22 protein-coding genes and 1 pseudogene are annotated in these 26,103 nt (G+C 51.6%); 7 read left to right on the top strand and 16 right to left on the bottom strand.

Annotation, left to right across the window (positions count from 1 at the left end):
• Nucleotides 1-117 precede the first annotated feature (117 nt).
• Nucleotides 118-1,887, top strand: coding sequence for a tRNA uridine(34) 5-carboxymethylaminomethyl modification radical SAM/GNAT enzyme Elp3 (locus NO930_RS11625; protein ID WP_256403589.1), 1,770 nt, complete (start codon nt 118-120; stop codon nt 1,885-1,887).
• Between the two features lie 96 nt (nt 1,888-1,983).
• Complete coding sequence (locus NO930_RS11630) at nt 1,984-2,478, top strand: GDP-mannose mannosyl hydrolase (protein ID WP_137783598.1); 495 nt, start codon at nt 1,984-1,986, stop codon at nt 2,476-2,478.
• A gap of 290 nt (nt 2,479-2,768) precedes the next feature.
• On the opposite strand, the gene NO930_RS11635 is transcribed toward NO930_RS11630, so the two are convergent.
• From NO930_RS11635 to aglF, 3 genes are all read right to left on the bottom strand, one after another.
• A complete protein-coding gene (locus tag NO930_RS11635) occupies nt 2,769-3,968 on the bottom strand; it encodes an orc1/cdc6 family replication initiation protein (RefSeq protein WP_256403590.1) in 1,200 nt (399 codons plus the stop codon).
• A gap of 445 nt (nt 3,969-4,413) precedes the next feature.
• Nucleotides 4,414-5,511 carry a sulfite exporter TauE/SafE family protein gene (locus tag NO930_RS11640; RefSeq protein WP_256403591.1) on the bottom strand — a complete coding sequence of 366 codons (1,098 nt, stop codon included), beginning with the start codon at nt 5,509-5,511 and terminating at the stop codon, nt 4,414-4,416.
• A gap of 232 nt (nt 5,512-5,743) precedes the next feature.
• On the bottom strand, nt 5,744-6,523 hold the full coding sequence (aglF, locus tag NO930_RS11645; RefSeq protein WP_256403592.1) for a UTP--glucose-1-phosphate uridylyltransferase AglF: 780 nt from the start codon (nt 6,521-6,523) through the stop codon (nt 5,744-5,746).
• A 111-nt stretch (nt 6,524-6,634) separates the two neighbouring features.
• Between aglF and NO930_RS11650 the strand changes: the two genes are divergently transcribed.
• Nucleotides 6,635-8,431, top strand: a complete 1,797-nt coding sequence (locus NO930_RS11650) for an ABC transporter ATP-binding protein (protein ID WP_256403593.1) — start codon at nt 6,635-6,637, stop codon at nt 8,429-8,431.
• Between the two features lie 59 nt (nt 8,432-8,490).
• Here NO930_RS11650 and rfbB read toward each other — a convergent pair whose 3' ends face one another.
• A complete protein-coding gene (gene rfbB / locus NO930_RS11655; protein ID WP_256403594.1) occupies nt 8,491-9,420 on the bottom strand; it encodes a dTDP-glucose 4,6-dehydratase in 930 nt (309 codons plus the stop codon).
• 52 nt (nt 9,421-9,472) lie between these two features.
• Between rfbB and rfbD the strand changes: the two genes are divergently transcribed.
• Complete coding sequence (gene rfbD, locus NO930_RS11660; RefSeq protein ID WP_256403595.1) at nt 9,473-10,375, top strand: dTDP-4-dehydrorhamnose reductase; 903 nt, start codon at nt 9,473-9,475, stop codon at nt 10,373-10,375.
• Here the strand turns inward: rfbD and NO930_RS11665 are convergent.
• From NO930_RS11665 to NO930_RS11695, 7 genes are all read right to left on the bottom strand, one after another.
• A complete protein-coding gene (locus tag NO930_RS11665) occupies nt 10,366-10,545 on the bottom strand; it encodes a hypothetical protein (protein ID WP_256403596.1) in 180 nt (59 codons plus the stop codon). The genes rfbD and NO930_RS11665 overlap by 10 nt on opposite strands.
• Nucleotides 10,546-10,547: 2 nt before the next feature.
• Complete coding sequence (locus tag NO930_RS11670) at nt 10,548-11,621, bottom strand: glucose-1-phosphate thymidylyltransferase (RefSeq protein ID WP_256403597.1); 1,074 nt, start codon at nt 11,619-11,621, stop codon at nt 10,548-10,550.
• The gene (locus NO930_RS11675; RefSeq protein WP_256403598.1) at nt 11,622-12,104 is read right to left on the bottom strand and encodes a dTDP-4-dehydrorhamnose 3,5-epimerase family protein; all 483 of its coding nucleotides are present in this window, start codon (nt 12,102-12,104) and stop codon (nt 11,622-11,624) included. It lies immediately after the preceding gene.
• 317 nt (nt 12,105-12,421) lie between these two features.
• Nucleotides 12,422-13,183 (bottom strand): glycosyltransferase, encoded by a 762-nt coding sequence (locus NO930_RS11680; protein ID WP_256403599.1) that lies wholly within the window; start codon nt 13,181-13,183, stop codon nt 12,422-12,424.
• A 23-nt stretch (nt 13,184-13,206) separates the two neighbouring features.
• Nucleotides 13,207-14,160 carry a glycosyltransferase gene (locus NO930_RS11685; RefSeq protein ID WP_256403600.1) on the bottom strand — a complete coding sequence of 318 codons (954 nt, stop codon included), beginning with the start codon at nt 14,158-14,160 and terminating at the stop codon, nt 13,207-13,209.
• Between the two features lie 61 nt (nt 14,161-14,221).
• On the bottom strand, nt 14,222-15,583 hold the full coding sequence (locus NO930_RS11690) for a sulfatase-like hydrolase/transferase (RefSeq protein WP_256403601.1): 1,362 nt from the start codon (nt 15,581-15,583) through the stop codon (nt 14,222-14,224).
• A 120-nt stretch (nt 15,584-15,703) separates the two neighbouring features.
• A complete protein-coding gene (locus tag NO930_RS11695; RefSeq protein ID WP_256403602.1) occupies nt 15,704-17,128 on the bottom strand; it encodes a sulfatase-like hydrolase/transferase in 1,425 nt (474 codons plus the stop codon).
• 565 nt (nt 17,129-17,693) lie between these two features.
• On the opposite strand from NO930_RS11695, the gene NO930_RS11700 reads away from it, so the two are divergent.
• A complete protein-coding gene (locus NO930_RS11700) occupies nt 17,694-18,524 on the top strand; it encodes an LpxD N-terminal domain-containing protein (RefSeq protein ID WP_256403603.1) in 831 nt (276 codons plus the stop codon).
• Nucleotides 18,525-18,582: 58 nt separating this feature from the next.
• Here NO930_RS11700 and NO930_RS11705 read toward each other — a convergent pair.
• From NO930_RS11705 to NO930_RS11715, 3 genes and pseudogenes are all read right to left on the bottom strand, one after another.
• Nucleotides 18,583-19,446: pseudogene (locus NO930_RS11705) on the bottom strand (IS1595 family transposase).
• A 137-nt stretch (nt 19,447-19,583) separates the two neighbouring features.
• A complete protein-coding gene (locus NO930_RS11710) occupies nt 19,584-20,006 on the bottom strand; it encodes a sugar 3,4-ketoisomerase (protein ID WP_256403604.1) in 423 nt (140 codons plus the stop codon).
• Nucleotides 19,999-21,099, bottom strand: a complete 1,101-nt coding sequence (locus NO930_RS11715; RefSeq protein WP_256403605.1) for a DegT/DnrJ/EryC1/StrS family aminotransferase — start codon at nt 21,097-21,099, stop codon at nt 19,999-20,001. Before NO930_RS11715 ends, NO930_RS11710 begins: the two co-directional genes overlap by 8 nt.
• Before the next feature lie 259 nt (nt 21,100-21,358).
• On the opposite strand from NO930_RS11715, the gene NO930_RS11720 reads away from it, so the two are divergent.
• Entirely contained in the window at nt 21,359-21,955 is a 597-nt protein-coding gene (locus NO930_RS11720) for an IS6 family transposase (RefSeq protein ID WP_425601450.1), read from the top strand.
• Nucleotides 21,956-21,980: 25 nt separating this feature from the next.
• Nucleotides 21,981-22,811: a glycosyltransferase family 2 protein gene (locus NO930_RS11725; protein WP_256403606.1), complete on the top strand. Its 831-nt coding sequence runs from the start codon at nt 21,981-21,983 to the stop codon at nt 22,809-22,811.
• A gap of 312 nt (nt 22,812-23,123) precedes the next feature.
• On the opposite strand, the gene NO930_RS11730 is transcribed toward NO930_RS11725, so the two are convergent.
• Together NO930_RS11730 and NO930_RS11735 are read right to left on the bottom strand one after the other, a co-directional pair.
• Nucleotides 23,124-24,185 carry a glycosyltransferase family protein gene (locus NO930_RS11730; protein WP_256403607.1) on the bottom strand — a complete coding sequence of 354 codons (1,062 nt, stop codon included), beginning with the start codon at nt 24,183-24,185 and terminating at the stop codon, nt 23,124-23,126.
• Nucleotides 24,186-24,247: 62 nt separating this feature from the next.
• Nucleotides 24,248-26,065, bottom strand: a complete 1,818-nt coding sequence (locus NO930_RS11735) for an asparagine synthase-related protein (protein WP_256403608.1) — start codon at nt 26,063-26,065, stop codon at nt 24,248-24,250.
• Between the last annotated feature and the right edge of the window lie 38 nt (nt 26,066-26,103).

A 26,103-nucleotide genomic window follows, 5' to 3' on the forward strand; every position in this document is an offset into this window, starting at 1 on the left:
ACCCCGATATATGACACGACGACGCACTGTGAGATCGACGCGTCATTTCCTGCGAGCGTTTCTCGCGGAGCACACGGGTGCGACACGCTTAACTCCGAAACCCGTCGATCGGGCGTAATGAGTACCGACGCGGCGAGTGAGAGAGACGAGGACGCGGGCGAAGCCGGAGGTCCCGAGTCGGGCGAACCCGGCGAGGCCGAGACGGGAGAGGACGCCGAGCCCGAGGCGTTCGTCCGCGCCTGCGAGCACCTCGTCGACCGCATCCTCGCCGGCGAGATCGACCGCGACGATCTCGAGTCTGCCAAGCTCGACGCCTGCTCTGAGTTCTCCTCGCCGAAGGTGCCGAAGAACACCGAGATCCTCGACCACGCGCCCCCCGAGGCCCGCGACGATGTGATCGAGGTCGTCCAGCGCAAGCCGGTGCGGACCGCCTCCGGCGTCTCGCCCGTGGCGATCATGACCTCGCCGAAGCTGTGTCCCCACGGGAAGTGCCTCTACTGTCCCGGCGGGCCGGCCTCGGAGTTCTCCTCGGCGCAGTCGTACACCGGTCACGAGCCCGCCGCGGCCCGCGGCGAGCAGAACGACTACGACCCGTACGGGCAGGTCACGCTCCGGCTCGAACAGCTCCGGAAGATCGGCCATCCCGTCGACAAGGTCGAACTCATCCTGATGGGCGGGACGATGACCGCGCGCTCACACGACTACCAGGAGTGGTTCGTGAAGCGCGCCCTGCAGGCGATGAACGACTACGACCTGGAGAAGGAGCCGGAGCCCGCGGAGGGCGAGTCGTTCGCGCCCGACCCCGAGGAGACGGAGTTCGAATATCTGGAGGACGTGATCGCGGAGAACGAGACGAACGCGATCCGCAACATCGGCACCACGTTCGAGACGAAGCCCGACTGGTGTGATCCGGAACAGATCGACCGCATGCTCGATCTGGGCGGCACGAAGGTGGAGGTGGGCGTCCAGACGACCTACGAGCGGATCAACCGCGAGATGCACCGCGGCCACGGCAACGAGGCCTCCCGCAACGCGAACCGGCGGCTGCGCGACGCCGCGTTCAAGGTCGGCTTCCACATGATGCCGGGCCAGCCGGGGATGACGAGAGAGATGTGCGTCGAGGACTTCCGGCAGCTGTTCGAGAACCCGGCGTGGCGGCCCGACTACCTGAAGATATATCCCACGCTCGTCGTCGAGGGGACCCGCGTGTACGACCGCTGGCGGCGCGACGACTTCGAGCCGCTCTCGAACGAGGAGGCCGCGGACGTCGTCGCCGAGGTCATGGACCTCATACCCAAGTACACCCGGCTCCAGCGCGTCCAGCGCGACATCCCCGCCGACTTCATCGAGGGCGGCGTCTGGAAGTCGAACCTCCGGCAGCTCGCGAGCCAGCGCGCAGAAGAGAAGGGGATCGTCCAGCGGGACATCCGCGCCCGCGAGGTCGGCCACAACGACGCCGACCCCGACCCCGACGCCGTCGAACTCGACGTGATGACCTACGAGGCCGGCGGCGGCACGGAGCACTTCATCTCCTTCGAGGACCCCGTCCGCGACCTGCTCGTCGGCTTCTGTCGGCTGCGGTTCCCCTCCTTCGCGCCCGATCAGCCCGGCGCGCCCGGCACGGAGAGCGACGCGATCCGGCCCGAACTGGAGGACGCCGCGCTGATCCGCGAGTTGCACGTGTACGGGAGCGAGGTCGCCATCGGCGGCGACGGGGACTGGCAGCACAAGGGGTACGGCAAGCGCCTCCTGGAGCGCGCCGAGGAACTCGCGCGCGACGCGGGGTACCGGAAGCTCGCGATCATCTCCGGGATCGGCGCGCGCAAGTACTACCGGAACAAGCTCGGCTACCACCAGGACGGCCCGTACGTCTCGAAGCGGCTGTGACCGCCGGCCTTCCGTCGACGCCCGACGACCAGCCGAGCCGCGGTCCAGCGTGTCCGATGTGACCAGTATTATCTCTCTGTAGCCTCCCGACCGTGCATGGACGACGGCTGGATTCCCGACGAAGACTGGCGGACGATCGTCGCGACCGTCCCGATCGTCTCGGTCGACCTCGTCATTCGGCGCGACGGGGGCGTACTGCTCGGTCGGCGGACGAACGACCCCGCGAAGGGCCACTGGTTCGTGCCGGGCGGCCGCGTGCGGAAGGGCGAGACGCGCCGCGAGGCGGTTCACCGCGTCGCGAGCGAGGAACTCGGGATCGACGTCGAGATCGTCGAGTCGCTCGGGGCGTTCGAACATCAGTACGAGACCGCGGACGTCGACGGCGTGGACTCGAAACACTACCTCGCGAACGGGTACGTCGTCGACATCGCAGGGGGAGTTGGAACCGACGGCGTCGACGCCGATGAGCAACTGACGGCGGACGACCAACACGACGCGTTCCGCGTGTTCCGGTCGCCGCCGGAGCCGTGTCACGAGTATGTCCGCGACTACGTCGAGGCCGCCGCGACCGTGGACGCGTGGTCGGTGTAGCCGTCGTCGAGACGGACCCGGGCCTCGGAACGTGACAGCGCGACAGTGGACAGGGTCGCGACGGCGGAACGGCGCGACGGTGGAACGGCGGCGCGACGCGTGGCCACCGAGACAGACGAAACGTACTCACCCCCGTTCTCCGTATCCACGCAGGGTGACGCGCGAAGGGAGTGCCTGCAGAGAGACAGACGAAACGCACTGTCTGGATCGCGCTATCTTCGTGGAGTGAGAGAGTACGTTTCGTCTGTCTCGGAGGTCGATAGCCGTGGTGTGGCGTCTCGGAGGGGATATCAGGACGTGGGGTCTGATTCGGCCTCTCGTCGAATGTTGAGGACGATCTGCGGGTCGAGGTCGAGTTCGTACTCGTAGTACCTCCCGCCGCCCTCGCCGTGGTTTCGGTCCCGGCGTTGCAGGAATCCGAGCATGTGCAGATCGGAGAGGTGGTTCTGAATGCTCTTGAGCGTCGTGAGGGGGTCCACGGCGTGCGAGTCGGCGACCGACTCGTACCGGTCTTTGATCGTTCGCGACCGGGCGGGCGAGTCGTCCTGTTGTTCGATGTACGCCACGGTTTCGAGCAGGAGCTGTGCGTGCTGCGTCTGGTCGCGAATGCGGTTCCGCAGCCGACCTCGCTGGACGAGTTCCTGCGCTTTGACGATGTGCGAGTCGTCGACCCTGTCGTCGTCACACCGGGTGGCGACCTCGCCGCCGACGCGGAGGAGGTCGATCGCCTGCCGGGCGTTGCCGCGGTCTTTGGCCGCGATCGCCGCCGCTCTCGCGATGGCCGAGTCGTCACACGCGTCCTCGACGAACGCCCGATCGGCGCGGTCGGCGAGGATGGTCCGAAGCTCGCTCGCGTCGTACGGGCTGAAGGAGATCTCCGTCTCCATGAGCGTGTCCTTCACCTTCGGCGACAGCGACTGCCTGAAGGTGTAGTTGTTGCTGATCCCGATGACTCCGACCTTCGACTCGGTGATGTGGCCGATCGACCGCGCCCGAGGAAGCTCGTACAGGAGCGTGTCGACATCGTCCAGATGATCGATCTCGTCGAAGACGACGAGGTGCGTGCCGCCGATTCGGTCGAGTTGCGCGTAGAGTTCTTCGAACGCGTCGGCCGTTCCGAGTCCCCGTTTCGGGAAGTCACTCGCGTGATCGGGGAGGAGTTCGTTGACGAGCGTCCGGACGACCGTGTAGAGCGACTTCCCGTTGCAGTTCAGCTCGTGAACGTGGAGGTCGTCGGCGTCAGACCGCTTCGTGACTTCCTCTTGAAGCGCCTCCATCATGTACGTCGTGACGGCCGTCTTGCCGAGCCCGGCTTTCCCGTACAGCATGACGTTCTGCGGAGTGCGGCCGAAGAGGACGTCTTGGAGCGCGTGTCGGTACTGATCGATCTCCTCGTCGCGTTCGAGGATCTGATCCGGCTGGTGGTCCTCCGAGAGCACCCCCTTCGAGACGAAGATCGATCGCTCGACGTCGCTGAATGGCCCGGCCATGCGTACGTTCGAGGTTACTACACTAATTTATAAAACCTGCTTTTGTCTGTCTCGTCTGACTTACAGTATCCGACGTGCCGCCGGGCTAGTCATTTTTCAATTCTCTTGACGATCTCGCCTTTCAGAGGCCATTTCAAACCGACCAGCGGCAGAGAGACAGACGAAACGTACTCTCACACTACGTGGTTTCCAGACGATACGGGCGTCCTTCCGTGGGCGTCAACCGAACGCGGCAACCGAGGGGCGACCGACTGCAGTCACCGACTACTCGTAGACGAAAGACAGACGAAACGTACTGTCTCCGTCTCGGTGTGTGCCAGTGATGGACGCGGCTGGTCCCGCCGGTCCCGCTCGACGCGTCCGTGAACAGACAGACGAAACGCACTGTCTCCGTGCCGCGCTGGGACACCAGGGACACAGTCGCTGAGGGGACGCTTTCGGATACTCAGAACCCGCCGACGGCCATGACGAACAGCGCGGCGGCGATGACCGCGAACAGACCGCCCACGCCGGTCTTGATAGTGGAGGTGTCGAGCGCCGTCGAGACGTACGGCGCGATCTGCCCGCCGAGCGTGGTCGCCGGGACGGTCCAGACGACCATGTTCCACGGCGTCGACGCCAGATTCATCGTGTGGCCGCCGACCAGTCCGCCGCCGAACACGTGCACGAGGGACGCGAGCACGGCCGTCGTCGCGACGACGATGTGGTTCGTCCCGATCGCCACGCGGACGGGGACCTTCGTGCGGAGCATCGAGATGATCCCGAGTTCGCCGATCCCGAAGCCGGCGAGTCCCTGGAACACGCCGCCGATGCTGTAGTTGGCGAACCGTTCGAGGTAGCCGCCGCGCGAGTAGACGTAGTCGTCGCCGTCGCGGTCGACCCGCGTGACTGTTCCGGTGTCGTCGGTGTCGACGCCCGCGGGGCCGAGCTTGTTCGCGTCATCGGGAAGATCGCGGGGCGTGCCGCCGTCGGTGGCGGTCGCGTCCGCAGCGCCGCTCCCGCCCCCACCGCCGCCCGGTTCGCCGTGGGCGAGGTCGATCTTGAACAGCAGGTACGAGGCCGCGAGCAGCGCGACCGCCAGCAGCGCGTGGAAGACCGCCTCGGGAACGACGAAGGAGAGCAGCGCACCTCCGATGACAAAGGGGACCCCGCCGAGCACGAGCGACAGCGAGAGCCGCCGGTCGACGAGGCCGTACTGGATGAACGCGAGCGCGGAACTCGACAGGCCGAACGACTCGCTGATGAGCCCGATCTTCACCAGCGTCTCCGGCTCAAGCGGGTACGCGACGAGCGGGAAGACGAAGATGAGAAACGGGACGAACAGCGCGGACCCGCTGATCCCGACCGTGTTCACGATCGTTGCACCGGTGACGAACGCGACGAACAGCCACCAGTACTCGGTCCAGTAGCCGACGCCCGCGTCCGCCGGGATCGGCGCGAAGGCGTACACACCGACGACGAACGCCACGGGAGCGAGGAACACGAGCAGATGCTGATACTGGAGGAACGTCCGCTGAACCGTGCTCGATAGAGACGTACTCATGAGCGCGTGCGGCCTCGTTATCGAGCGTGGATAAATGCGTGTTCATCCCCGCTAATTCGGATAGACGATCATCGACGTTTTCGACGGCAGACAGACGATCCGACCCCAACCGTCTTTCCGCCCGGCGGTGAAGCCGCGGTATGTTCGGAGACATGAGAAACTCGACGCAGTCGGGTTGCTATGTGGCTATAGACCTGGTTCAGACGCGGATCGACTCGATATAGGAGCGTCCCTATCCGTCAACAACTGCCTCGTCGGTATCGTCCGGCTCTGTACCATCGTCAGTGTCCGTTTTGTCGGCCAGTTCGTCCAGTCGCTTTTCGGCCCGATCGCGATCTTCCGGGTAGCCCACGTCGATCCGCCAGCCGTCTAGCTTGATCGCGTCGATGGTGCGGCCCGATTGGATGAGGAGATCGATCGCGTCGGGGAGTTCGTACTCGCCGCGGTCGGAGGGCTGCACGAGGTGACACGCGTGGAAGATCGCGGGCGTAAAGGTGTAGAAGCCGGTCATTACGAGGCTGCTCGGCGGGTCGTCGGGTTTCTCGACGACTTCGACGACCTCGCCGTACTCGTTGGTGTCCAAGACGCCGTAGCGGGAGGCCTCCTCGTAGGGCACCTCCTCGACGAGGAACGCGGCGTCGGCGCGGTCCTCCTGCTGGCGGTTGGTCACGTCGGGAAGGTTACCGCGGAACACGTTGTCGCCGAGCATGAGCATGAAGTCGCCGTCGACGTGCGGCTCCGCCTGAAGGATGGCGTGGGCCAAGCCGAGCTGCTCGCGCTGGTGGGTGTAGGTGATGGGGACGTCGCGGTAGGCGTCGCCGTAGCGGTCGATGATCTGTTCAGCCTTGTAGCCGACGACGACGACCAGCTCGGTCGCGCCCGCGTCGATCAGGTTGTCGAAGACGTCCTCGACCAGCGGCGTGCCGTTGACCTCGACGAGGACTTTGGGCTTGTCGTCGGTGAGCGGACGGAGGCGCGTGCCCTTGCCCGCGGCGAGTACGACTGCTTGCATGGCTTGTGGATGTCGAGGTGGCGGGAAATACTTTGTGAGCGCGTCTTCGGGCACCTCGCTCCGCCAAACAGCAATCTTATCAAGCGAGCACGGGAAGCATCGCGCACTCGAATGACGGACGCCAGCGAGAACATCACGTGGAGAGAGAAACTGACGGCGTTACGTCGAGTCGCGCAGTTCCGCCCGAAGATCACGGCCGTGATCGTGGTTCTCGGCGGCGCCACCGCGTTTTTGGAGGGCGTCGGACTCAGCTTCATCTGGCCCATTCTGGAGGTCGCACAGGCCGAGGAACCGATCACGCAGGCCGGCGGCTTGCTCGGTGTCTTCCTGGAAGTATACCAGTTCATCGGGATTCCGTTTCAGTTGGAGTATCTGATTATTGGCGTCGGGCTGGCGATGACGGCGCGGTTCACGTTCTCATTTCTTGTGACGTGGCTGCGATCGATTCTCCAGAAAACCTACGAGGAGTTGCTTCGGACGGAGGCGTTCGACTCGGCGCTCGACGCGAAGGTGAGCTACTTCGACCAAGAGGGCTCGGACGACATCTTGAACGCGATCATCACAGAGACACGGTACTCCGGTCGCGTGATCCGCTTCGCGGTCCAGTCGATAGAGACGACGTTTCTCGCCTTGGTCTACCTCTCGGTGATGTTCTACATCGCGCCGCGGATGGCGCTCGGCGCGCTGGCGCTGCTCGGGGGAATCACGTACCTGCTGCGTGAAGTGATCGAGCCCGCGTACACGGTTGGATCTCGCGTCGCGACATCGAACGAGCGTGTGCAAGAGGCGGTACAGGCCGGGACACAGGGCATTCGCGACGTGAAGCTGTTCGGTCTCTCTGGCGAGGTGTTCGACGTGTTCGACGAGTGGATCGGGAAGTACCGCGAGTCGTCGATCGATCTCGATCGGAACAAGGCGGCCATCCAGAACTTCTACGACCTCGCGGCGGCGTTGACACTGTTCGCGCTTATCTACGTCGGCTTCACGTACAGCGGGCTGGCGCTCGGCGCGCTCGGCATCTTCTTCCTCGCGATGTTCCGGCTCGCCCCGCTGGTGAGCCGCCTGAACAGCAACTTCTACAACATGGAGGGCAACCTCTCGCACCTCATTCGGACGCAGGCGTTCGTGGAGGAACTCGACGGTCGCCGAGAGTCTGACGGCGATGCCGACCCCGACCGCGTGTCAGAGATCGAGTTCGACGACGTTCGGTTCTCCTACACCGACGACGAGCAGGTGTTAGACGGGATCTCCTTCTCCGTCGAGCGCGGCGAGTTCGTCGCGTTCGTCGGACAGTCGGGTGCCGGGAAGTCGACGATCGTTTCGCTTCTGGCGCGGTTTTACGACCCGGACGAGGGCGATATCACCGCAGACGGGCGGTCAATCGACGAGTTCGATTCACGGGCCTGGCGTGACCGCATCGCGGTGGTGCGCCAGCAGCCGTTCATTTTCAACGACACGCTGGAGGGGAACGTGACGGTCGGAAATCGGGATGCGTCGCGTGAGGAGGTTGAGGACGTCTGTGCGATCGCGAAGGTCGACGAGTTCGTCGACGACCTGCCGAAAGGGTACGACTCGGAGTTAGGCGACGACGGTGTACGGCTGTCCGGTGGACAGCGACAGCGCGTGGCGCTTGCGCGGGCGTTGTTGACCGACGCCGACTTCTTGGTGTTGGACGAGGCGACAAGCGATCTTGACTCCAGTCTGGAAAAAGAGGTACAGGCGTCGATCGAGGCGATGGACCGTGAGTACGGGATGATCGCGATCGCGCACCGGCTATCGACGGTACAGAACGCAGATCAGATTCACACGGTCGAACAGGGTCAGATTGTTGAGTCGGGAACGCACGAAGAACTCCTCTCTGATGAGGGAGAATACGCGGATCTCTACTCGATTCAATCGAGTGCATAGCCCGATTCGAGAGCCTCTTTTATATTAGAGATCTCAGTATAAATCGTCTCGATAGTTGGTTATTCGTCAGAGAGGTAGTATTCGATCGTTTTCGTGAGTCCGTCCTCGAAAGTGTATTCGGGTTCCCATCCGAGTGCTTCGATTTTTGCAGTATCAAGCGCGTATCGCTGGTCGTGACCGGCGCGATCATCGACGAACTCAATTAGATCGTTGTCTGCTCCAACAGCCTCCAAGATCGCTTCGGTGATCTCGAGGTTCGTCTTCTCGGCATGACTTCCGATGTTGTATATCTCGCCAACTGCGCCCTCTCGAAGTACTAGATCGAGTGCGCGACAGTTGTCTTCGACATAGATCCACTCACGGACGTTTGATCCGTCTCCATAGACGGGGAGCGTTTCGCCCGCGGCAGCGTTCTGGATGAACTTCGGAATGAGCTTTTCCGAATGTTGTCGCGGACCGAAGTTGTTGCTCGTGCGTGTGATGAGCACCGGAAGGTCGTGAGTCGTGTGATAGCTCTGAGCGAGCAGATCTGCGCTCGCTTTAGTCGCAGCGTATGGGTTCCGTGGGGTGAGATTGTCGTCTTCAGAGAACGTTCCGTCGAGAATCTGTCCGTACACCTCGTCGGTCGAGATCTGCACGAATCGATCGACGCCTGCTTCGTTGGCTGCGTCGAGAAGCGTCTGCGTTCCCTGCACGTTCGTCGTAACGAACGGTTTCGCTCCCTCGATCGAGCGATCCACGTGTGACTCCGCAGCGAAATTGACCACTACATCGGCATCAGACACGAGATCGTCGACGAGTTCGCGATCACGGATGTCCCCCTCCACGAACTCGTGTCTCGGATCATCGAGTGTGTCGCCAAGATTGTCCTTAGATCCCGCGTACGTCAGGGCGTCGAGGGTGACAACTTGATCATCGTGCGTGTCGAGTAAGTGGCGAACGAAGTTCGATCCGATAAATCCGGCACCGCCAGTGACGAGAATTCGCATGTCGCGGCTTTCTTCGCGGGACTTAATTAGATTACTGTCGGAGCATTCGATCATGCGTCTCCTCGTCGTCGGGGCCAACGGCCTCCTCGGAAGTAACGTCGTACACGCCGGGAGGCGTCGTGGGTGGTCACTCTGTGGAACGTATCACTCTACTCGCCCAGATTTTGAGATACCGCTGAGCGCTCTCGACCTTCGCTCACCAGAGCGGTTTTCCGATATTCTCGCGGAGTACGAACCGGACGCAGTCATCAACTGTGCTGCAATGACTGACGTCGATGGGTGTGACTCTAATCCGGAACTTGCACACGCACTCAATTCTGAGGGGCCACAAAGACTAGCTCTCGACTGTCGCAATCGGGATATCGAATTTGTCCATGTTTCGACCGATTACGTCTTCGACGGGACGAAGCGAGACCCCTATTGTGAGTCCGATCGTCCGAACCCACAGCAAGTGTACGGCGAGTCGAAGTTGGCCGGTGAAGAATCGGTGATGGCTACAATGTCGTCGGCACTGGTGGTCCGGCTCGCGTTCGTCTGGGGGGTTCACCGAAGTGAGGAGACAATCACCGGATTTCCGGCGTGGATTCGCGATAAACTCCAGGAGGACGTTCCTGTCCCGGTGTTCTCCGACCAGTGGGTTACACCAACGCGTGCCGGCCACGCCGCCGAAGCGATACTGGATCTGTTGGCGGCAGATCACACGGGGATCACACACGTCGCGTCGTCCTCGTGTATCACTCCCTACGAGTTCGGCCGACGGATCGCGGAGCGTCTCGGCGCAAGCGAGAGCTCGCTTGTGAGTGCGTCGACCGAGTCAGTCGAGCGTGCAGCGGCCCGGCCAGCGTACAGTTGTCTCGATGTTCAGAAAGTGGAGTCGTTGCTCGGCCGTCCACAACCGACAATCGAAGACGATCTCAACACCGTCGATTTCGGTTCTTCCGCAGATCAGATCTGATAGCGCTCCCGATTGTCGAGGAAGTGATCGCGAGCGTCCTCTGGAAGGTCGTCGAATCGAAGCACTGCCTGACAGCCGAGTCCGGGACACTTCATCACGCGGTTGGACTCCAGTTCGTTCGCCGCGACGACCGTACCGCAGTCGGGGCAGGTATGGGTGATAATGCGCATCGTTAGAGTTTGAGCTGTGAGTTCTCGCCGACGACGAGCCGTCGACCTTCTGGGAGTAATCCGTCCGTGCTCTCGACGTTCGCGCTTCGTCCGATCAGGCTGTCAACGATTCGCCCAGATGCAGTGATCTCTGAGTCGCCGATGACGACGCTGTTTTCGATGTGGATATTCGAGAGAGTGACGTTCGCGCCGATCGATGAATACGGCCCGACATAGGTTCCACTTTTGACCGTAGTGTTTTCAGCGATAGAGACGGGACCACGGACGACCGCGCCGTCTTCGATAGTTGCGGACTCAGCAAGGCCAACCCGACCGTCGGTCGTCGCGTCCTCTGCGACGGTGCCATCGGTGGTGAGATTCGTCTCTTCGAGGACGAGCCGATTCGCTTCGAGGATATCTTCTGGTTTTCCGGTGTCTTTCCACCAGCCGGTGACGACATGCGAGTCGATCTCGTATCCATCTTCGAGAAGTGACTGGATCGCATCGGTGATCTCGAGTTCACCACGCCACGAGGGTTCGAGGTTATCGATGGCGTCGAACACGGCTGGCGAGAAGACGTACATCCCGATGAGCGCGAGGTTAGTGGGCGGATCGTCGGGCTTCTCGATGAGCTCAGTGACGTTTCCGTTCTCGTCGACGTCGGCGATTCCGAATGCTTGGGGATCATCGACACGCTGGAGCGCGATCCCGGCGCCGTAGTCGCCAGCCTCGAAGCTCTCGACGAGGTCGGTAATTCCCGATTTAAGGATGTTGTCACCGAGGTACATCACGAAGTCGTCGTCGCCGACGAAGTCTCGGGCGCATCCGGCCGCGTGTGCGAGTCCCAGGGGGTTCCCCTGAACGATGTAGGTGATATCGACGCCGTACTTCGAACCGTCGCCGAGGAGGTCTTGAATTTCGTCGCGGCCCTTGTGGCCCAGGATGACGCCGATTTCGGTGATTCCGGCGGCCTTGAAGTCCTCGACGGCGTACTCTAGGACGGGTTTGTTCGCCACGGGAACGAGCTGTTTCGGGCCAGTGTGCGTGATCGGGCGGAGCCGAGAGCCGGTTCCGCCCGAGAGGAGAACGCCCTTCATTTACTCGTGTGGGGGTGCTTCCCAGTCGAGCGGGATGCGGTCGGTGTCGTATGGAATGCGCTCTTCGTCCGGATCATCGTAGTCGTACAACTTCGTGGGGAAATTTATGAGCATCGCCCGCTCGTCGCCGATCGCCTTAAAACCGTGCCAACAGTCACCCGGGATGCGAATCACCTTCTGGTCGTGCTCGCCGATGACGAACGTATTTATTTCTCCCTTTGTCGGTGAATCGTCTCGTTCGTCGTAAACTCCGACCTTGATCCGTCCAGTCGGACAGACGAAGTGATCGTTCTGCCCCTTGAGGTGTCGGTGCCACGCCCGGATCGTTCCGGGGTACGTCATCGAATAGTACGCCATCGCCGGCTTTTCGTCGTATGTATCCCAATCCTCGCGAAACACCTCTGTTAGGTGGCCGCGTTCGTCTGCGTTTACGTTTAGCTCTCGTAACTTGACGCCGCTTATTTGTGTATCAGCAGTAGACACTACTGACCACTTGAATGGCCATATTAAAAAAAATGTGTGAGCCACCTTGGAGAGAATAGATATGAAAATTCCAGACTAGAATCAACTCAGAGCATCATACACAATTTGAGCCATATCCCGCACCGCTGACAAGGATCCCTCCGAGTACATATCATAGTAGCTATTAGACATGTTTTCAAACACAAGACGAAATTTATTTGCAGATTCCCCATCCGAATTATATATCCTCGCTCTGTTAGATTCATATATTATTTTGTTTTGGAGAATACTATCAACAAGATCCTCATTACAAGTATAAGAGAATTCAGTACATCCAGTTAGATACTTGTATAGCCTTGTCCACCGATCTCTTTTTTCGATATATTGATCATGGGTAGTGGAAAAACTATCGTGAACACGATCAAAAAAGTATTATTTTTTGAACCAACCACCTGATTTTGATGCTGACGATATAATAATAATGGCTCATTTAAACCATATATTCCAGTTGATATCGCAGTGATAACTGCGATCCAATAGTCATAGTTCCAATTTTGTGGGATGGGAAGAAACTTGTCTTTTAATGACGTGTCAAACAAGATTGTTGCACCTTGCACATAATTTCGTCGGACGAGCTGGCGTACTTTTTCGATTTGATCTTGATTATTTTCAGAGTACACAGGATTAAGTGAATCCCATAGTGTAGTACGCCTCTCAAGTCTTTCAGATGTTACAATTGAGTTATGATAAATCAACGGTTCAGGTTGCTCCTTTATTGCTCCAACTTGTTTCTCAAGTTTTGTTGGAGCCCAAACATCATCTTGATCACATATAGCGATCACATCTCCGGAACAGTGTCTAATACAACGCTCGAAATTCTTGTTTGGTCCTATATTGTAGCTATTCTGGTGTATATTGAATAGATTTGGGAACTCATCTTCATATTTATACAAAATATCAATAGTATTATCGTTTGATTGATCGTCAAACACAATTACCTCATCTGGAGTACATGTTTGTGACAAAATACTATCTATTTGTTGGCTCAGATACGGAGAGCCATTATAAGTGCAAAGTGCAACAGATACGTTCATTGGCATTTTTCATTCATACACTCAGACATTTACTGTAGCCGCTCTTGAAGATATTCCCGTAGTATTTTAATATTGTTTTTTGCTGCTATTTTTGTCTGTTGTATATCTTTTTCAATAATGATTTTGTGCAGCGGTATGACCAGTATCCTAAACAGTAGATCCGCTATAATCATAGCTTCGATAATGTATGATTGCCTCTGGTGATGTTTTCGGAAGTACTCAACAAGATCAGCTTTCATTGTATACTGGCTCCATACTGATTGTCGCTTAGTAAATGAGCTGCTTTTTTTGTGAATAACTTCTGCAGAAGGACAGATATCAATTCGGTATCCGGAATCATAGATTCTTTTGCAGACATCGACATCGTTGAAATAAAACTCGAATTTTGGATCAATAATATAATCAGATCCGAGCAATTCATTACGCACAAGCAAGCAAGCAGCAGGTGGTTGATCAAGCGTAGTAGCCTCACCTACGTCAATTTCTTTTCCGTAATAATACTTTCTCATTCTATTCGAAAGGAGGCGACTATCCAGTTGTTCACCAATAATTGTTTGAGTGAAAAACACCATCGGTAAGTTCCAAAATCGATAGTAATACATTTGCGCAGACAAGTCCGGGTTTAGCAATTTTGCAGTCACTCCGCCGACACTGTTGTTTTGATCAAGATGTCGACACAGTTTCTGGAGGGATTGAGGAAGTATAACTACATCTGGACCCAAAAACAGGACGTATTCACCCTCAATTCTCTCCTGTATTTCGTTTATAACGGCCGCTCCAATATTATTACTCGAACGATAGAAATTAAACTCATCCACTTCTCTGAATTCACTCACAATGGATCCAAAATCGATAGATTGTGAATTATTGTCAATTATATGGACTTCGTACGATCGGTCGAGGGAGTTCTGCTCGATCGAGGACAGACATCTCGTAAGTTGTATATCTGACTCCCAGTTAACAATTATAATACTGAGTTCCATATTAAGTGTTAGATGGTCCACTGACATACATGTGCTTATTAGTAACGATACTGACCTTGTCTTACATGTATCCAAGATGTCGCAGGGTTTCTTTTGTTGAAGCTGAATTTTCTTGTTCTGATTCCCTTGTCATATTAGATGTGGTAATTTTCTCTAAAAATGAGTCGTATCGACCAGATATCACTTTATCATCTATAGATACAATATCTTTGAAGTTTGAACAATTAGCATAGGTATATCGGTTTTTATATCGTATCATCTTATGTATATTTTTGTTATCATCTTCGAGGTACAATGCGTCTGTCTGTATCTTGTCGGCTCCAACTGCATAGTTTGAAAAATCATCAATATACTTTGATGCCCTATCTTTAGCTTTCGGCCCGATGCCACGTGATGAAGCTAAAAACCACCCATTAGGTTGCTTAAAGCTCCTTTGCTTGTCATTGACGACACCTCGTACTACCTTTGGAAAATTCACGGGTGATGAAAGTGAACTCACACATTTTTCATCTGTTTGATTGGGATACTTAACAACAAGCGGAACATGTAACAGTTCTTCATTGAGCCCAGCTGCTTCGCCATGCGAACTGATTTGAATTGGCTTATATTCACTCTGTTCTCCGAACCCTTCGCCATGATCAGATGTAATTACCACCAACGTATTCTCTATATCCTCTTGAATATTCGTAAGAATATGTCTCACATCATTATCTGTTTGAAGGATTGAATCATCATATAAATTGATATGATTTTGCTTTTTTGACCACGATCCCTCATTGGAAGCAAACTGCCAGATCTCGTCGTCTACACTTTCATATTCTGCTATCTGATCATCACTCGACCAGTTTCGATATTGCTCCTGTGCAACAAAGGGCAGATGGCTACCCATTAAATTGATGCAGGCAGCCCACAGTCGAGATGTATTATCGACCCATTTTATAAACGAATTCGATATTTTTCGATCTGGGTGCGAATTAGTTGTCTCTCCGAATATCGAATTATCAATCTTTAATTTAACACCATTAAATATAGACTTGGTAACGCTATTTTCAGTATATGATTGGGATATAAAATTGTATATGTCTTTGACACCACCGTCAATAATCTCAAATCGATCATCTCGGGGATCATTTGCATTAGGGAAAAGTAGGTCCACTTGGTTACCTACTGTCTTGTCGAAGTCTCTAGATAGTCCTATATTGAGCTCCGTCAGAAACGGATTCGTAGAGAACACGCCAGTATCATATCCTTCAGATTTTAATTCGCTCCAAATCGTAGCACCTGGTTCGAATGATTTATTTGAAGAAGTCAATTGATGCTGTCGAACAAGCTCTCCGGTGAAAATTGACGCATGTGAAGTGATACTCCTTTCACTTGGTGCTCTAGCTTGTAGATATGTCGTAGCATTTTCTGCAAAGTCCATATGAATGGAGTTGTCTGCCGCTGGTATCCATGCAGACTGGTATTTTGTGCCCGTACACTATCTAATATTATTAGTAGAATGTTATTCTTCATGGTGTGTTGGTCTCTGTTTGTGTATAGATCAAATATAACCCAAATCCTTTAGTCTCTTCTTTGTCTCATCTTCGGGGTCTGCGGGTCTGTGTCCTTTGTTGGCCTTTTTTAGGTCCGTCAAACGGTCTTGAACGGCCTCAATCAGTATTGATGGGGCGGCTTCTATGGACTCCTCTGAACTTGCTTTCCAAAATACTTGTTCGCCATTTGACCTTTCCATGTATTTCATATTGTCGTAATATCCAACTACAGTGTGAATCTTTGCTTGTAAGTCGTTGACCCGATCCGGAATATTATTTCGGTTCAAGTAGTCTTCGTTCCCTGTAGCTGGACACTCTGAGATACAAATATCACTCCTTTCGATTACACTTGTGACTTCCTCGTTTTTTTCCACCGCGGCATTACGACAAAGGTTAAATATTGAACGTAGTTCAGCTGTCCCATCTGGAATGTCATTTATGTCTGGATGAAGGATTAATAACGGTACCTTCAGAACGTTATCGCTCACGGTCTCAACGTGTCCCATCCGCCGCTCACCATTATATTCTGGTTCCCCTAGCGCCTGTCCGTGATCAGCAGTGATAACAACTAATGTATCTCGATCATTCTGAACTTCTTTTACTGTTTTATATAATCTCGAAGCATATATGCTAGCATTTTTTACCTCAGATTTGTATAAATCTTTTATATTTTGCAGATGAGTTTCATTGATTTCATGAGTAGTAGAATAGTATTTTTCCAAAAACTCTGGCGGACGGACAAATGAATTATTCAAATGTTCTATATAATCTTGTTTGTGGATTCTGTTACTAACTCTCCACTGCCTTTGAGCGGAGGGTTGATATGGTGAATGGGTACTCATAAGGTTGATAAATGTGAAAAATGGGGAATTACTGCTATATTGTCGCAGGAATTTAGTAGCTCTCTGAAATGTATTGTGTGTACGTTGGTCACCGTTAATCAGTCCAAGCTTGAGACAACTATCAACAGCAACATTTTTTATACTAGCAATTGGATGATCATTTAATAATGCCTGCTTAACAACGTCTGAGTAGTGCCAAAGACCATTATGCACAGAATCATACTCGGCAGGTTTGAACCCGGATTCCTCATACCGAGTTGGTTCCTCAAAAATATCAAATGGTTGATCAAAGCTGCACCGTTCAGAAGCATACGGATTTGCTGAAAAACCAGATGTGGTGTATCCTTCTGAGTTTAGCTCATCAACCAAAGGAGCAGACAGGTTTTGCCCGTCGTAAAATATTTCGTGTTCACTTGGCAATTTACCTGAGAATATAGAGGCGTGAGATGGAAGAGACCACCTAGCCGGTGCAACCGCATGTTCATAGAATACACCCCCTTGCGAGATCTCCATGAGTTCGTTAGCGTACTGTTTTATATAGTCTGTTCTAGCAGAATCTAATACAATTAATAGTATATTTGGTTTTGTCACGTTCAGTTATACTTAACCGATTGGGTTATACTTTTTCAATTTTCAGATCGTCGTTTAGAGATTGATTTTCAGAACTGGCTAGTTCTATTCAAATTCTGCTATTTTCATATGTTTTTTGTCTGAGGTGGCAGATCGTTCAACAGTGATAAAATAAGATAATTTATATAAAATAAATTTATGGATGGGATGGTTGGATAAATATAATCAGATGATAATGACTACAGTAATTCTAGCAATCATTACACCGAGAATGATTGAGATAACCCGGCAATATCTCTTTCTCCCAGCGGAAAACGGTGTACCACAATATTGAGGATGACTACAAGGATGACAGATGCAACAATTACTGTCGATTAGGTTTAATACCTGGATTCCATTCTTACGATACGGTTTGTTATCAGAAACTAAAAAGTTAGTGTTTGTACTGATCACATCGAAATAAAACCGGTCTCTTTTTGAGAATCTCAACTGAGACAAGTTACTGTAGACCTGTAGTACAACACTAGATTTGTATTCTGCAGCTTAATAGCCACATTATTATAAAGACAGGTCGATAGTAGAAACAATGGAATTACAATCAGAAGAGATAGCGATAGAGTATGAAGTAGAGCACCAAGGGGACCCGACCTTGGTAACTGGTGTTGCAAGCCTAGAGCACGCAACAAAAAACGATCTGACATATGCAACCAGTTATGATGATCCAAAGACAATCAAAAAGACGGATGCTGGTATTCTTATTGTACCACCCAGTCTAACCCACAAACGCAAGCGTTGTGCCACTCTTATCGCGAATAACCCACGCTTGTTGTATTGTAAAGTCACCGAAGAGTTTGTGGACTCAAAAGAGATACATAGATCTGCTACAATCGAAGACGGCGCAATCATCGGAGACAACTGTTCAATCGGTGCGAACGTATACATAGCAGATTATGTTACAATCGGAGATAATTGTGTGATTCAACCCGGAGCAATCATTGGAGGCGATGGGTTATATTTTATGCGTGATCATAAAGGGAAACTTCGAAAACACCATCAAGTGGGTGAAATCCATATCGGTGATAACGTAGAAATTGGATCAAATACTTGCATTGACCGAGCTATGTTTGATGAGACAATTATCGAGAGTGGATCGAAACTCGATAATTTTGTTCACGTTGCACACGATGTTCATATTGGCCAAGACTGTTATATTCCGGTGGGTTGTGTCTTTGGAGGACACGTTGTACTAGAAAACAAAGTACGGATGCAACCTGCTGCTGCTATCGCATCATACAGTACAATCCATGAGGGGGCAGAAGTGGGTATGAATTCAACCGTACTCGGCGATGTTGAAGAATATAAATTGGTTGTCGGATCCCCAGCAGAGGTAGTGGGAGAGTCATCTGTTCATAAATAAAATAAAAGACGCTCTTGTGACGTAGATTGTTGGTGAGTCAGAGAACTGCTTTGATAATCTATTTCAGCACCTCTCGACCGGGTTCACGGAGGATTCGTCGCCGAAGTTGGAGCGGTCTGAGATACGCTGTCAGTTTGTCTTTTGGGACGCCTCGATGCAGCGAGAGCCACCGTCGCGCCAGCTACGCGTGGCTCTCGCACGTGTTCATGTGTGCGTCTCTATCAACGTACTCGCCGTCACTGTGAATAACTGCTTCTCGGTGAGGGCTCTCGTCATCGTCGAGTGAATCGTCGGCCCGAAATCCGTCAGTATAGACGGTTTGCGACTCCTTCTCGTGGTTGCCGAGAAGGAGTCGCACCGTCGCTTCGTCGGCGGATTTTGCCGGGATAACGTATCGCTGACCGCTGCCGCGATCAACCAGCGTGAACACCGGCGGTTTGTCCTCATCGTACGTTCCCCGGCCGCGTTTCGAGAGCCCACGCGAGCGCGACTCTTGGTCGCGTTCACGGTCTTTCTTCCCGGCAGAGACGCAGAACTCGTCGATCTCGACCGGGCCAACGAGGGAGATGGCTGGCGTGTCGAGGATTCTGGCGAACTGCTCGACGCGCCGCCGGAGCGACCGATACGAAACGTCGATTTCAGCGTCTGACTGGCGGATGCTCGTGTTGAACCGGAGGAACGAGTAGAACGCAAACAACAGTTTGTCGAGGCCGATCTTCGCGTGCGCGAAGATCGATGCCGGTCTTGTCGTTGAACGTGCGGTCGCAATCCTTACAAAGATACCGTTGATACTCTCGATAGTGCCGTGTTTGATCACTGACTCAGACCGGCAGTGCGGGCAACAGAGGCCCTCTCGCCAGCGAACCTGCTGGAGCAGGTTCGCGGCGCTCGCCTCCGAACTCAGCAGTTCAAATGGGAACATCGTGTTCGGGTGACGGGTTCGAGTCACCCTTGCCCGCTACGCTTCCACAGCGACAGTTCTACCTGACCAACAGTCTACTTCCGAAGAGCGAATAAAAGAAAGCACCTGTAAATACAGATCACGGTTAAACGAAACCGTTATTGGGAATTTGAATAATGTATAAAATTTCGGTATCCCCGAACATAATCATCTTCATCGTACTTCCGCGAAGCAAGTACGAGACACACTGATCCAGACGAAAAATTCTCTAATTCCCGCCACACCCCAGGAGGCATATAAATCCCGTAGTAAGACCGATTCAGATTCACGCGCTCCCGCTGCTCTGCATCATCAAGAATCAAATCAAAACTTCCATTCGCAGCGATGATTACCTGCTCTAACTCTCGATGCGCATGACCCCCACGCGACTCACCGCCGGGCACGTCATACAGGTAATAAACCCGCTCGATATCGAATGGAACGTGTTCGTTCTGCTCGATATACGTGAGATTCCCTCGTTCGTCGGCCACTTTCGGGAAGTCGATTCGTCGACCGATCTGCAGGTCGTCCTCTTCACGCATCGTCGAACCCCGCGACGACATCGGCGACCCGCGCGATCTCCTCCTCGCGACACCACGGATGCATCGGCAACGAGACGATCCGATCTGCCACTCGCTCCGTCACCGAGAGATCGCCTCGTTTCCCGACACCCTCGTACGCCGGCTGTTCGTGGACCGGCGTCGGATAGTGGACGAGTGTCTGCACACCGTGGTTATCCAGATATGACCGAAACTCCTCGCGATCGTCAGTCTCCACCACGTACAGATGATAGACGTGCGTTCGGTCGTCCTCGACTGTCGGCGTGGACACGCCGTCGAGCAGGTCGTCATACGACGCTGCGACTTCTCGACGTCGCTCGTTGAGCTCATCGAGACGGGTGAGCTTGTACCGTAACATCGCGGCCTGAATCTCGTCGAGACGGCTGTTCACACCGACGAATTCGTATCGGTACTTTTCGGAAGCCCCGTACTCACGGGCCATCGACACACGCTCGGCGAGGTCGTCGTCGTCAGTGACGACAATTCCGGCGTCGCCGTACGCGCCGAGATTCTTCGTCGGATAGAGGCTGAAGCACGCGATGTCTCCAAGACTTCCTACTGGGTCGCCGCGATACGTAGAGCCATGTGCCTGCGAGGCATCCTCAACGACTGCGGCATCGTGTTCCTCGGCGATTTCGAGGATCGGGTCTACGTCTGCCGGCTGTCCGTAGAGGTGTACCGGGACGATTGCCGCCGTCTCGTTGTTCACATGTTCGGCGACTGCCTCCGGATCGATAGTGTAGGTTTCAGGATCAACATCAACGAACACAGGGATTCCACCGTTTCGGACGACCGCGTCTGCGGTCGAGATGAATGTATGCGAGGGAATAATAACTTCATGACCCTCAACGCCAATAGCCTGCATAGCGAGGTAGAGTGCGTCTGAACCAGAATTCACGCCAATACTATAATTTGTACCAATATATGTTGAGAACTCGCCTTCAAATGCAGCAGTTTCCTCATCAAGGATGAAACGACCGCTAGCGAGTGCTGTCTGTACCTTTTTGACGAGTTTATTGCCGTACTCGGAATACTCTCGTTGAAGGTCAAGAAAGGGAACTCTAATACTGGACATGATTCTATGCATTATACTCTCGTCAAAATAGTTTATGTTCAAAATACTTGAAGATAATTTCAACCATGTGTACTTGTGTATAGCGGACACTGTTTGAAAAACAGATAGTTGGCGTTTTAGTTCGGTCGTGTTTAGTTAAGGATAAACAGTGAGGCGGAGTGATTTCTTGCTGGTCTATGCAGAAATCTCCCGCTTCAACGGATGTACAGACTGAATTGATTTGGATTTTGTGGAGCGCCAGCGGACACCCGAGCGTGCGATGAAGATTGGTATTCAACTCCAGTTAGTGGGGCTTCGCTGTCGAATACCGTCTCTCTTCTCGAGGAACTGGATGTCGAGCGATCTCGCAAGGCAATCCAATTGGATACATAAGGCCGATCTACAGCCCGCAGAAGGCCGAAGCCCGAATCACGTTGCGATTGACGAAACCGTGATTCGAATCAATGATCAGCAATTCTGGCTGTACGCTGCGGCTGATCCTGAGACGAACGATCTGCTACACCTCCGATTATTTTCGACGACAACGACTGCATTAACCGAGATGTTTCTCCGAGAACTCCGCGAAAAACATGAAGTTGAATCTGCCGTATTTCTCGTTGATGGCGCTCAACACCTCCAAACTGCGCTTGCTAGAGCTGGACTTCGATTTCAGACAGAACGCCATGGAAATCGGAATGCCATCGAACGGATCTTTCGAGAACTCAAACGCCGAACGTCTTCCTTCTCAAACTGTTTCAGCCATGTTGAGCCTCAAACCGTCGAAAAGTGGCCCCAAGCATTTGCTGCCTGGCTCAATGCTCCAAAAAACACGACCATCTCAACACCGCCATATCGCTCTAGCAGAGGTTTCAAATAGTATCTAAACCAAATCAAGCACTTGTATGTGTGATTCCCCACAATTTAGTATTATCTCCGTCTATAATGATGAGGAAATACTCTCTGAATTTTTACTAAAAGGACTAAGAAACCAAACCTGCCAAAATTTTGAAAAAATACTAGTGAATAATTCAGATGGAATCTACTCATCTGCAGCATCAGCACTAAATGCAGGAGCAGATGATGCTTCTGGAAAGTATTATGTATTCATACACCAAGACGTGTTATTACCTCCACATTATCTTGAAGAAGCGATGAATTATCTGAACGATATTGGTGAATTTGGCATTGCAGGCGCTGTCGGCGTGAAGGGAGATGATTCAGTACCTCCTCGTCCAGTTGATGTCAATATTATTCAAACTGGTCTCAATAAAACTAGTAGAGAATCCAATGTCAAAAACATTTCCGACCCAGCAGAGGTCGAAGCAGTAGACGAGTTGTTACTTATAATCCCTGCAAAAGTATTTTCTAAAGAAAATTTCTCACAGGATATCTGTAATGGTTGGCATCTATATGGAATCGAGTTTTGCCTAAGGATGAAGTCAGTTGAAAAGCAAATAATTACTCTCCCAATCGAGCTTTGGCACCGTGATGGAGAATTGAAGCGAAATTGGAAACATGATCTCACATTACTTCGAATAATAAATGAGTACGATAATGTAGATAGGATCTATGTACCCCGCCATTCATGGCCAGCGACTAGAACACATGTGATATATCGTTTACTCAGAAACATACCCATTATTAATATTGTTGTCAGAGTCATACACTCAATAAAGAAGAATGGATTATATGACACACTCAGGTTGATCTCAAAAAGGCTGAGACGAATATAACGGTCAGATTGTATTATACACAGATACATTAATAGTAAGAAAATATATTAAATTGCTGAAAGATATAATCGAAAAATCACACTTAGAGCCTAGCTCTAGTGATAAATAGATGGTATATCTTCCCATTATTTATTTCATTCAGTCGCTAGTCGTCAGAATCGCTGAGTCGTATATTCCCCATTCAGTCGACCAGTAAAGACTGATCAAGAGATGGACATATATCGGGGTTTAGAATATTTCTACCGACAATTTCATTATAAAATTGCCAACTTAACCAGTTTTCAGTTCAAACCACTGCAGTCCTTCACAGTGTCACGTTCTACCGTTGTTACCCTGTTGTACCGTCTTAATTGCTCTGAGTAATCTTTGACCGGTATGATCTGCCCAAAATCCAAACTTTTCAACAGTGTCAATACAATCCTTTCTCATATCCTCGATTTCTAATGGCTTCTCGGCGATGTGTGAAAGAACGTGTTCCCAGCCTGTTTTGTTAACGTGATATCCATTCGTCCCGTCATCGATTAAGTATTGTAATAATCCGACTGGTGACACTGCTACTGGAATGCCAAGAGCGAGGCATTCCACGACAGAGGTAAATCCACCTTTCGACTGTGCCCACTTATCGTCACGAAGAGGGCGTAATCCGACATCAACTGCAGATAAGTCCTCCACAGCGGACTCAAGTGACCACGTTATATACTCTACATCTTTTCCTTCTCTATTTTTAAACGGGCGCACCGGTATTGAGTCTGCAGTAATAATTCGAAGCTGTAAATTTCCATGCTCATCTAAAACTTTTGATATTTCCGATTCTATATTCGACAGATAGTGAATATTTTCACGATTTCCAATCCAACCAAGAAGTACATTATTATCAGATCTGTCTGAATATTTTTGATGTTTTTTATATTTACTTTTAGGTATACCAGTATGAATACACTGAACCTGATCTGAATACTTCTCGGCGTATTTGTACAAACTCTTACTTCCAGCTATCGTTAAATCACATCTCCTCAAGAGTTCGTTCAATTCCAATGTTGTTTTTTCAGGAATAGAAGTGCCTGGCGGAGACTCATAGAGTGCGTCATCAAAGTCGTAAATCATTTTTTTTGAGATGGTATCAAGTATCCGGGTAAACCAAATCGGGAGTGTTTGCTTTTGAATATACACTATATCATATCTCGGAGCATCAAATAAGATATTAATTGCAAACTTAATTTTTTGGTAAAGTGTGGGATTCTGGCTATCTAGTGTCGATGCAGGAATAACTTTTGTGTAAATCCCATTTTTGTGTAGAGTTGGTAGATGCTGATAAACTCGCAGCCGAGAACTTGCTTTCTCTTTGTTACCAATTGTAATGAAAAGAACCTTCATGAGTTTCTGTGTTTTTTTTTTTGAATTAGTCTTTGAAAGTTAGCACAATATATTAGACTTTTCTACTCGAATTCACTGTCTCGGTAATTATCATAAAGGACTGCATCAGTTTCTCGATCGAGTAATGTGAGAAGTGTTAGCAATAAAAAGACATGGTTTCGTGGGTATTCGTATATCCTATTTAAAAACACCTCTTCTATACTATCAAAATCGATCACCGTAGAGGACCCTGCAATCTGATCATTAATGCATTCAATTAGCGTCTGAGATGTTGTTGCATTAGTGCGCGTACCAATGATTTTCTTAGCGTATGGTAAGACGTACGCGAGGATCTTGGGATGGCGTTTGAGATTGTCATGAAGAGCATATCGAAGAGTGTGTGATCGGCTTGCTGGAGGCACACCGACGTTTGCGTTCACTATTTTGGTTAATTCAGGCGCAAGCTCATTGAGAAATACAGTGAATAGCTTAAATCGATGTTTTTGTGAATCTGGACATTTCATCGCGTATGATAGTACTTCGGGAGCGTAGTAGGGAGAGGTTGTCCACATATAATTTCTATTCGTATCTGTTGCTTCAAACAGCCAAGCAAAACCTCGTTCAAACATCTCGTAGTGAATGAATTGCTTGTTCAAAGACGCTTCTGGATATGACTCAAGTCGGTCGTTGATTGATGATCGAATCTCATCTTCTGTTACATTCGTTATTTTTTCAACTTTATATTGATCGAAGTTAGACTCAGACTCAAGAATATAATCTATAAGATCATCAGTCGATTTTATCTGGATAGCTGGCGAAATATCTGGTAATATTTTATCGCCACCATCACCGGTATATCCCCATACTGTCTTAGAATTTTTCTCTACTATCTGTCCAAGAAACGATTGGATATGTGCGATGTTGAAAGGATCTGTGCCGGCAGTCATATCCAGATGAGTTAGTAGATCTCGGCCCGTCGGGGCAGGTGTCGATATACGCGTCCATTCTGCACTGACTGCGTCAGCTAGTTCTTCTGCGACTTCAATATCTGCGGAAGAATCATGTTTGTAGTCCCGTGTGACAGTCGTATATTCGGTATCTGTCCTGTCTAACGCACCGAGCACTCCTCGTGAATCCATACCACCACTTAACAACAGTATGTTCCTACCGGGACACGCATCAGCTCTACGGCGAGTCGCTTCCGCAAATCGGTCGGCAAGCTCAGAGGCATTTTTTCTGATTGATCGAGATTTGTGAGATTCTGTTGAAAAATCAAATTGGTGGTGACGTCTGAGATTAAGCTCACCTGACTGAGTATTAACTTGAACTATTGTGCTATCAGGTACACGTCTGATATCAGCAAAGAGTGTTCTATCAGTAAGGGCATACCCTAGACGGAGATACTGTGCCATTGCTAACTGATCGAATTTTACATCTGGTAAAAAGCGTGACAAAACAGACTTATTTCGGCCAATTAACGCGTAGTTGCTTTTATTAGTTACGTAAAATAACGGCAATTGACCGAGGAGGTCTGGTATTATTGTCAATTGATCTGCTTGATGATCATGCAGATAAAAAATGAACTCCCCGTCGAGAGAACTGAGCCATTTCGTGATAGATTCAAAGCTGAGATTCGTGACTAGATGCTGTTCTATCTCTTCGGCCAGCGTCTGACGGGTACGGTTGTAGATCTTACCTTCTAGTATTACGGTCACTGGATTATCTTGGAACTCATAAGTTGTTATCGGGTAGCTTGGGTATGTGGCTGATACAAAGTAAAATGAATCATTGACAGATATGTCGATATCATATCTATCATCGTATAGTGAGGGCTCATGTGCTTCTATAATCGTTGTAGTGTCTGGCATATTTGATCCAGCAACTACTGTCACTCCGGGCATATTTGTGATACCTTATGAGGTGGTATATAATTAGTTGT

It is taken from the genome of Halorubrum salinum (assembly GCF_024494575.1).
GTDB classification, from domain to species: domain Archaea; phylum Halobacteriota; class Halobacteria; order Halobacteriales; family Haloferacaceae; genus Halorubrum; species Halorubrum salinum.

Coding starts and splice junctions, on each gene's coding strand:
- NO930_RS11735 (WP_256403608.1), bottom strand. CDS start 26,065: ATGCCCGGAGTGACAGTAGTTGCTGGATCAAATATGCCAGACACTACA.
- NO930_RS11710 (WP_256403604.1), bottom strand. CDS start 20,006: ATGCGTGAAGAGGACGACCTGCAGATCGGTCGACGAATCGACTTCCCG.
- NO930_RS11725 (WP_256403606.1), top strand. CDS start 21,981: ATGTGTGATTCCCCACAATTTAGTATTATCTCCGTCTATAATGATGAG.
- NO930_RS11665 (WP_256403596.1), bottom strand. CDS start 10,545: ATGCGCATTATCACCCATACCTGCCCCGACTGCGGTACGGTCGTCGCG.
- NO930_RS11715 (WP_256403605.1), bottom strand. CDS start 21,099: ATGTCCAGTATTAGAGTTCCCTTTCTTGACCTTCAACGAGAGTATTCC.
- NO930_RS11700 (WP_256403603.1), top strand. CDS start 17,694: ATGGAATTACAATCAGAAGAGATAGCGATAGAGTATGAAGTAGAGCAC.
- aglF (WP_256403592.1), bottom strand. CDS start 6,523: ATGCAAGCAGTCGTACTCGCCGCGGGCAAGGGCACGCGCCTCCGTCCG.
- NO930_RS11670 (WP_256403597.1), bottom strand. CDS start 11,621: ATGAAGGGCGTTCTCCTCTCGGGCGGAACCGGCTCTCGGCTCCGCCCG.
- NO930_RS11635 (WP_256403590.1), bottom strand. CDS start 3,968: ATGGCCGGGCCATTCAGCGACGTCGAGCGATCGATCTTCGTCTCGAAG.
- rfbD (WP_256403595.1), top strand. CDS start 9,473: ATGCGTCTCCTCGTCGTCGGGGCCAACGGCCTCCTCGGAAGTAACGTC.
- NO930_RS11625 (WP_256403589.1), top strand. CDS start 118: ATGAGTACCGACGCGGCGAGTGAGAGAGACGAGGACGCGGGCGAAGCC.
- NO930_RS11720 (WP_425601450.1), top strand. CDS start 21,359: ATGAAGATTGGTATTCAACTCCAGTTAGTGGGGCTTCGCTGTCGAATA.
- NO930_RS11650 (WP_256403593.1), top strand. CDS start 6,635: ATGACGGACGCCAGCGAGAACATCACGTGGAGAGAGAAACTGACGGCG.
- NO930_RS11630 (WP_137783598.1), top strand. CDS start 1,984: ATGGACGACGGCTGGATTCCCGACGAAGACTGGCGGACGATCGTCGCG.
- rfbB (WP_256403594.1), bottom strand. CDS start 9,420: ATGCGAATTCTCGTCACTGGCGGTGCCGGATTTATCGGATCGAACTTC.
- NO930_RS11640 (WP_256403591.1), bottom strand. CDS start 5,511: ATGAGTACGTCTCTATCGAGCACGGTTCAGCGGACGTTCCTCCAGTAT.
- NO930_RS11680 (WP_256403599.1), bottom strand. CDS start 13,183: ATGCCAATGAACGTATCTGTTGCACTTTGCACTTATAATGGCTCTCCG.
- NO930_RS11685 (WP_256403600.1), bottom strand. CDS start 14,160: ATGGAACTCAGTATTATAATTGTTAACTGGGAGTCAGATATACAACTT.
- NO930_RS11690 (WP_256403601.1), bottom strand. CDS start 15,583: ATGGACTTTGCAGAAAATGCTACGACATATCTACAAGCTAGAGCACCA.
- NO930_RS11730 (WP_256403607.1), bottom strand. CDS start 24,185: ATGAAGGTTCTTTTCATTACAATTGGTAACAAAGAGAAAGCAAGTTCT.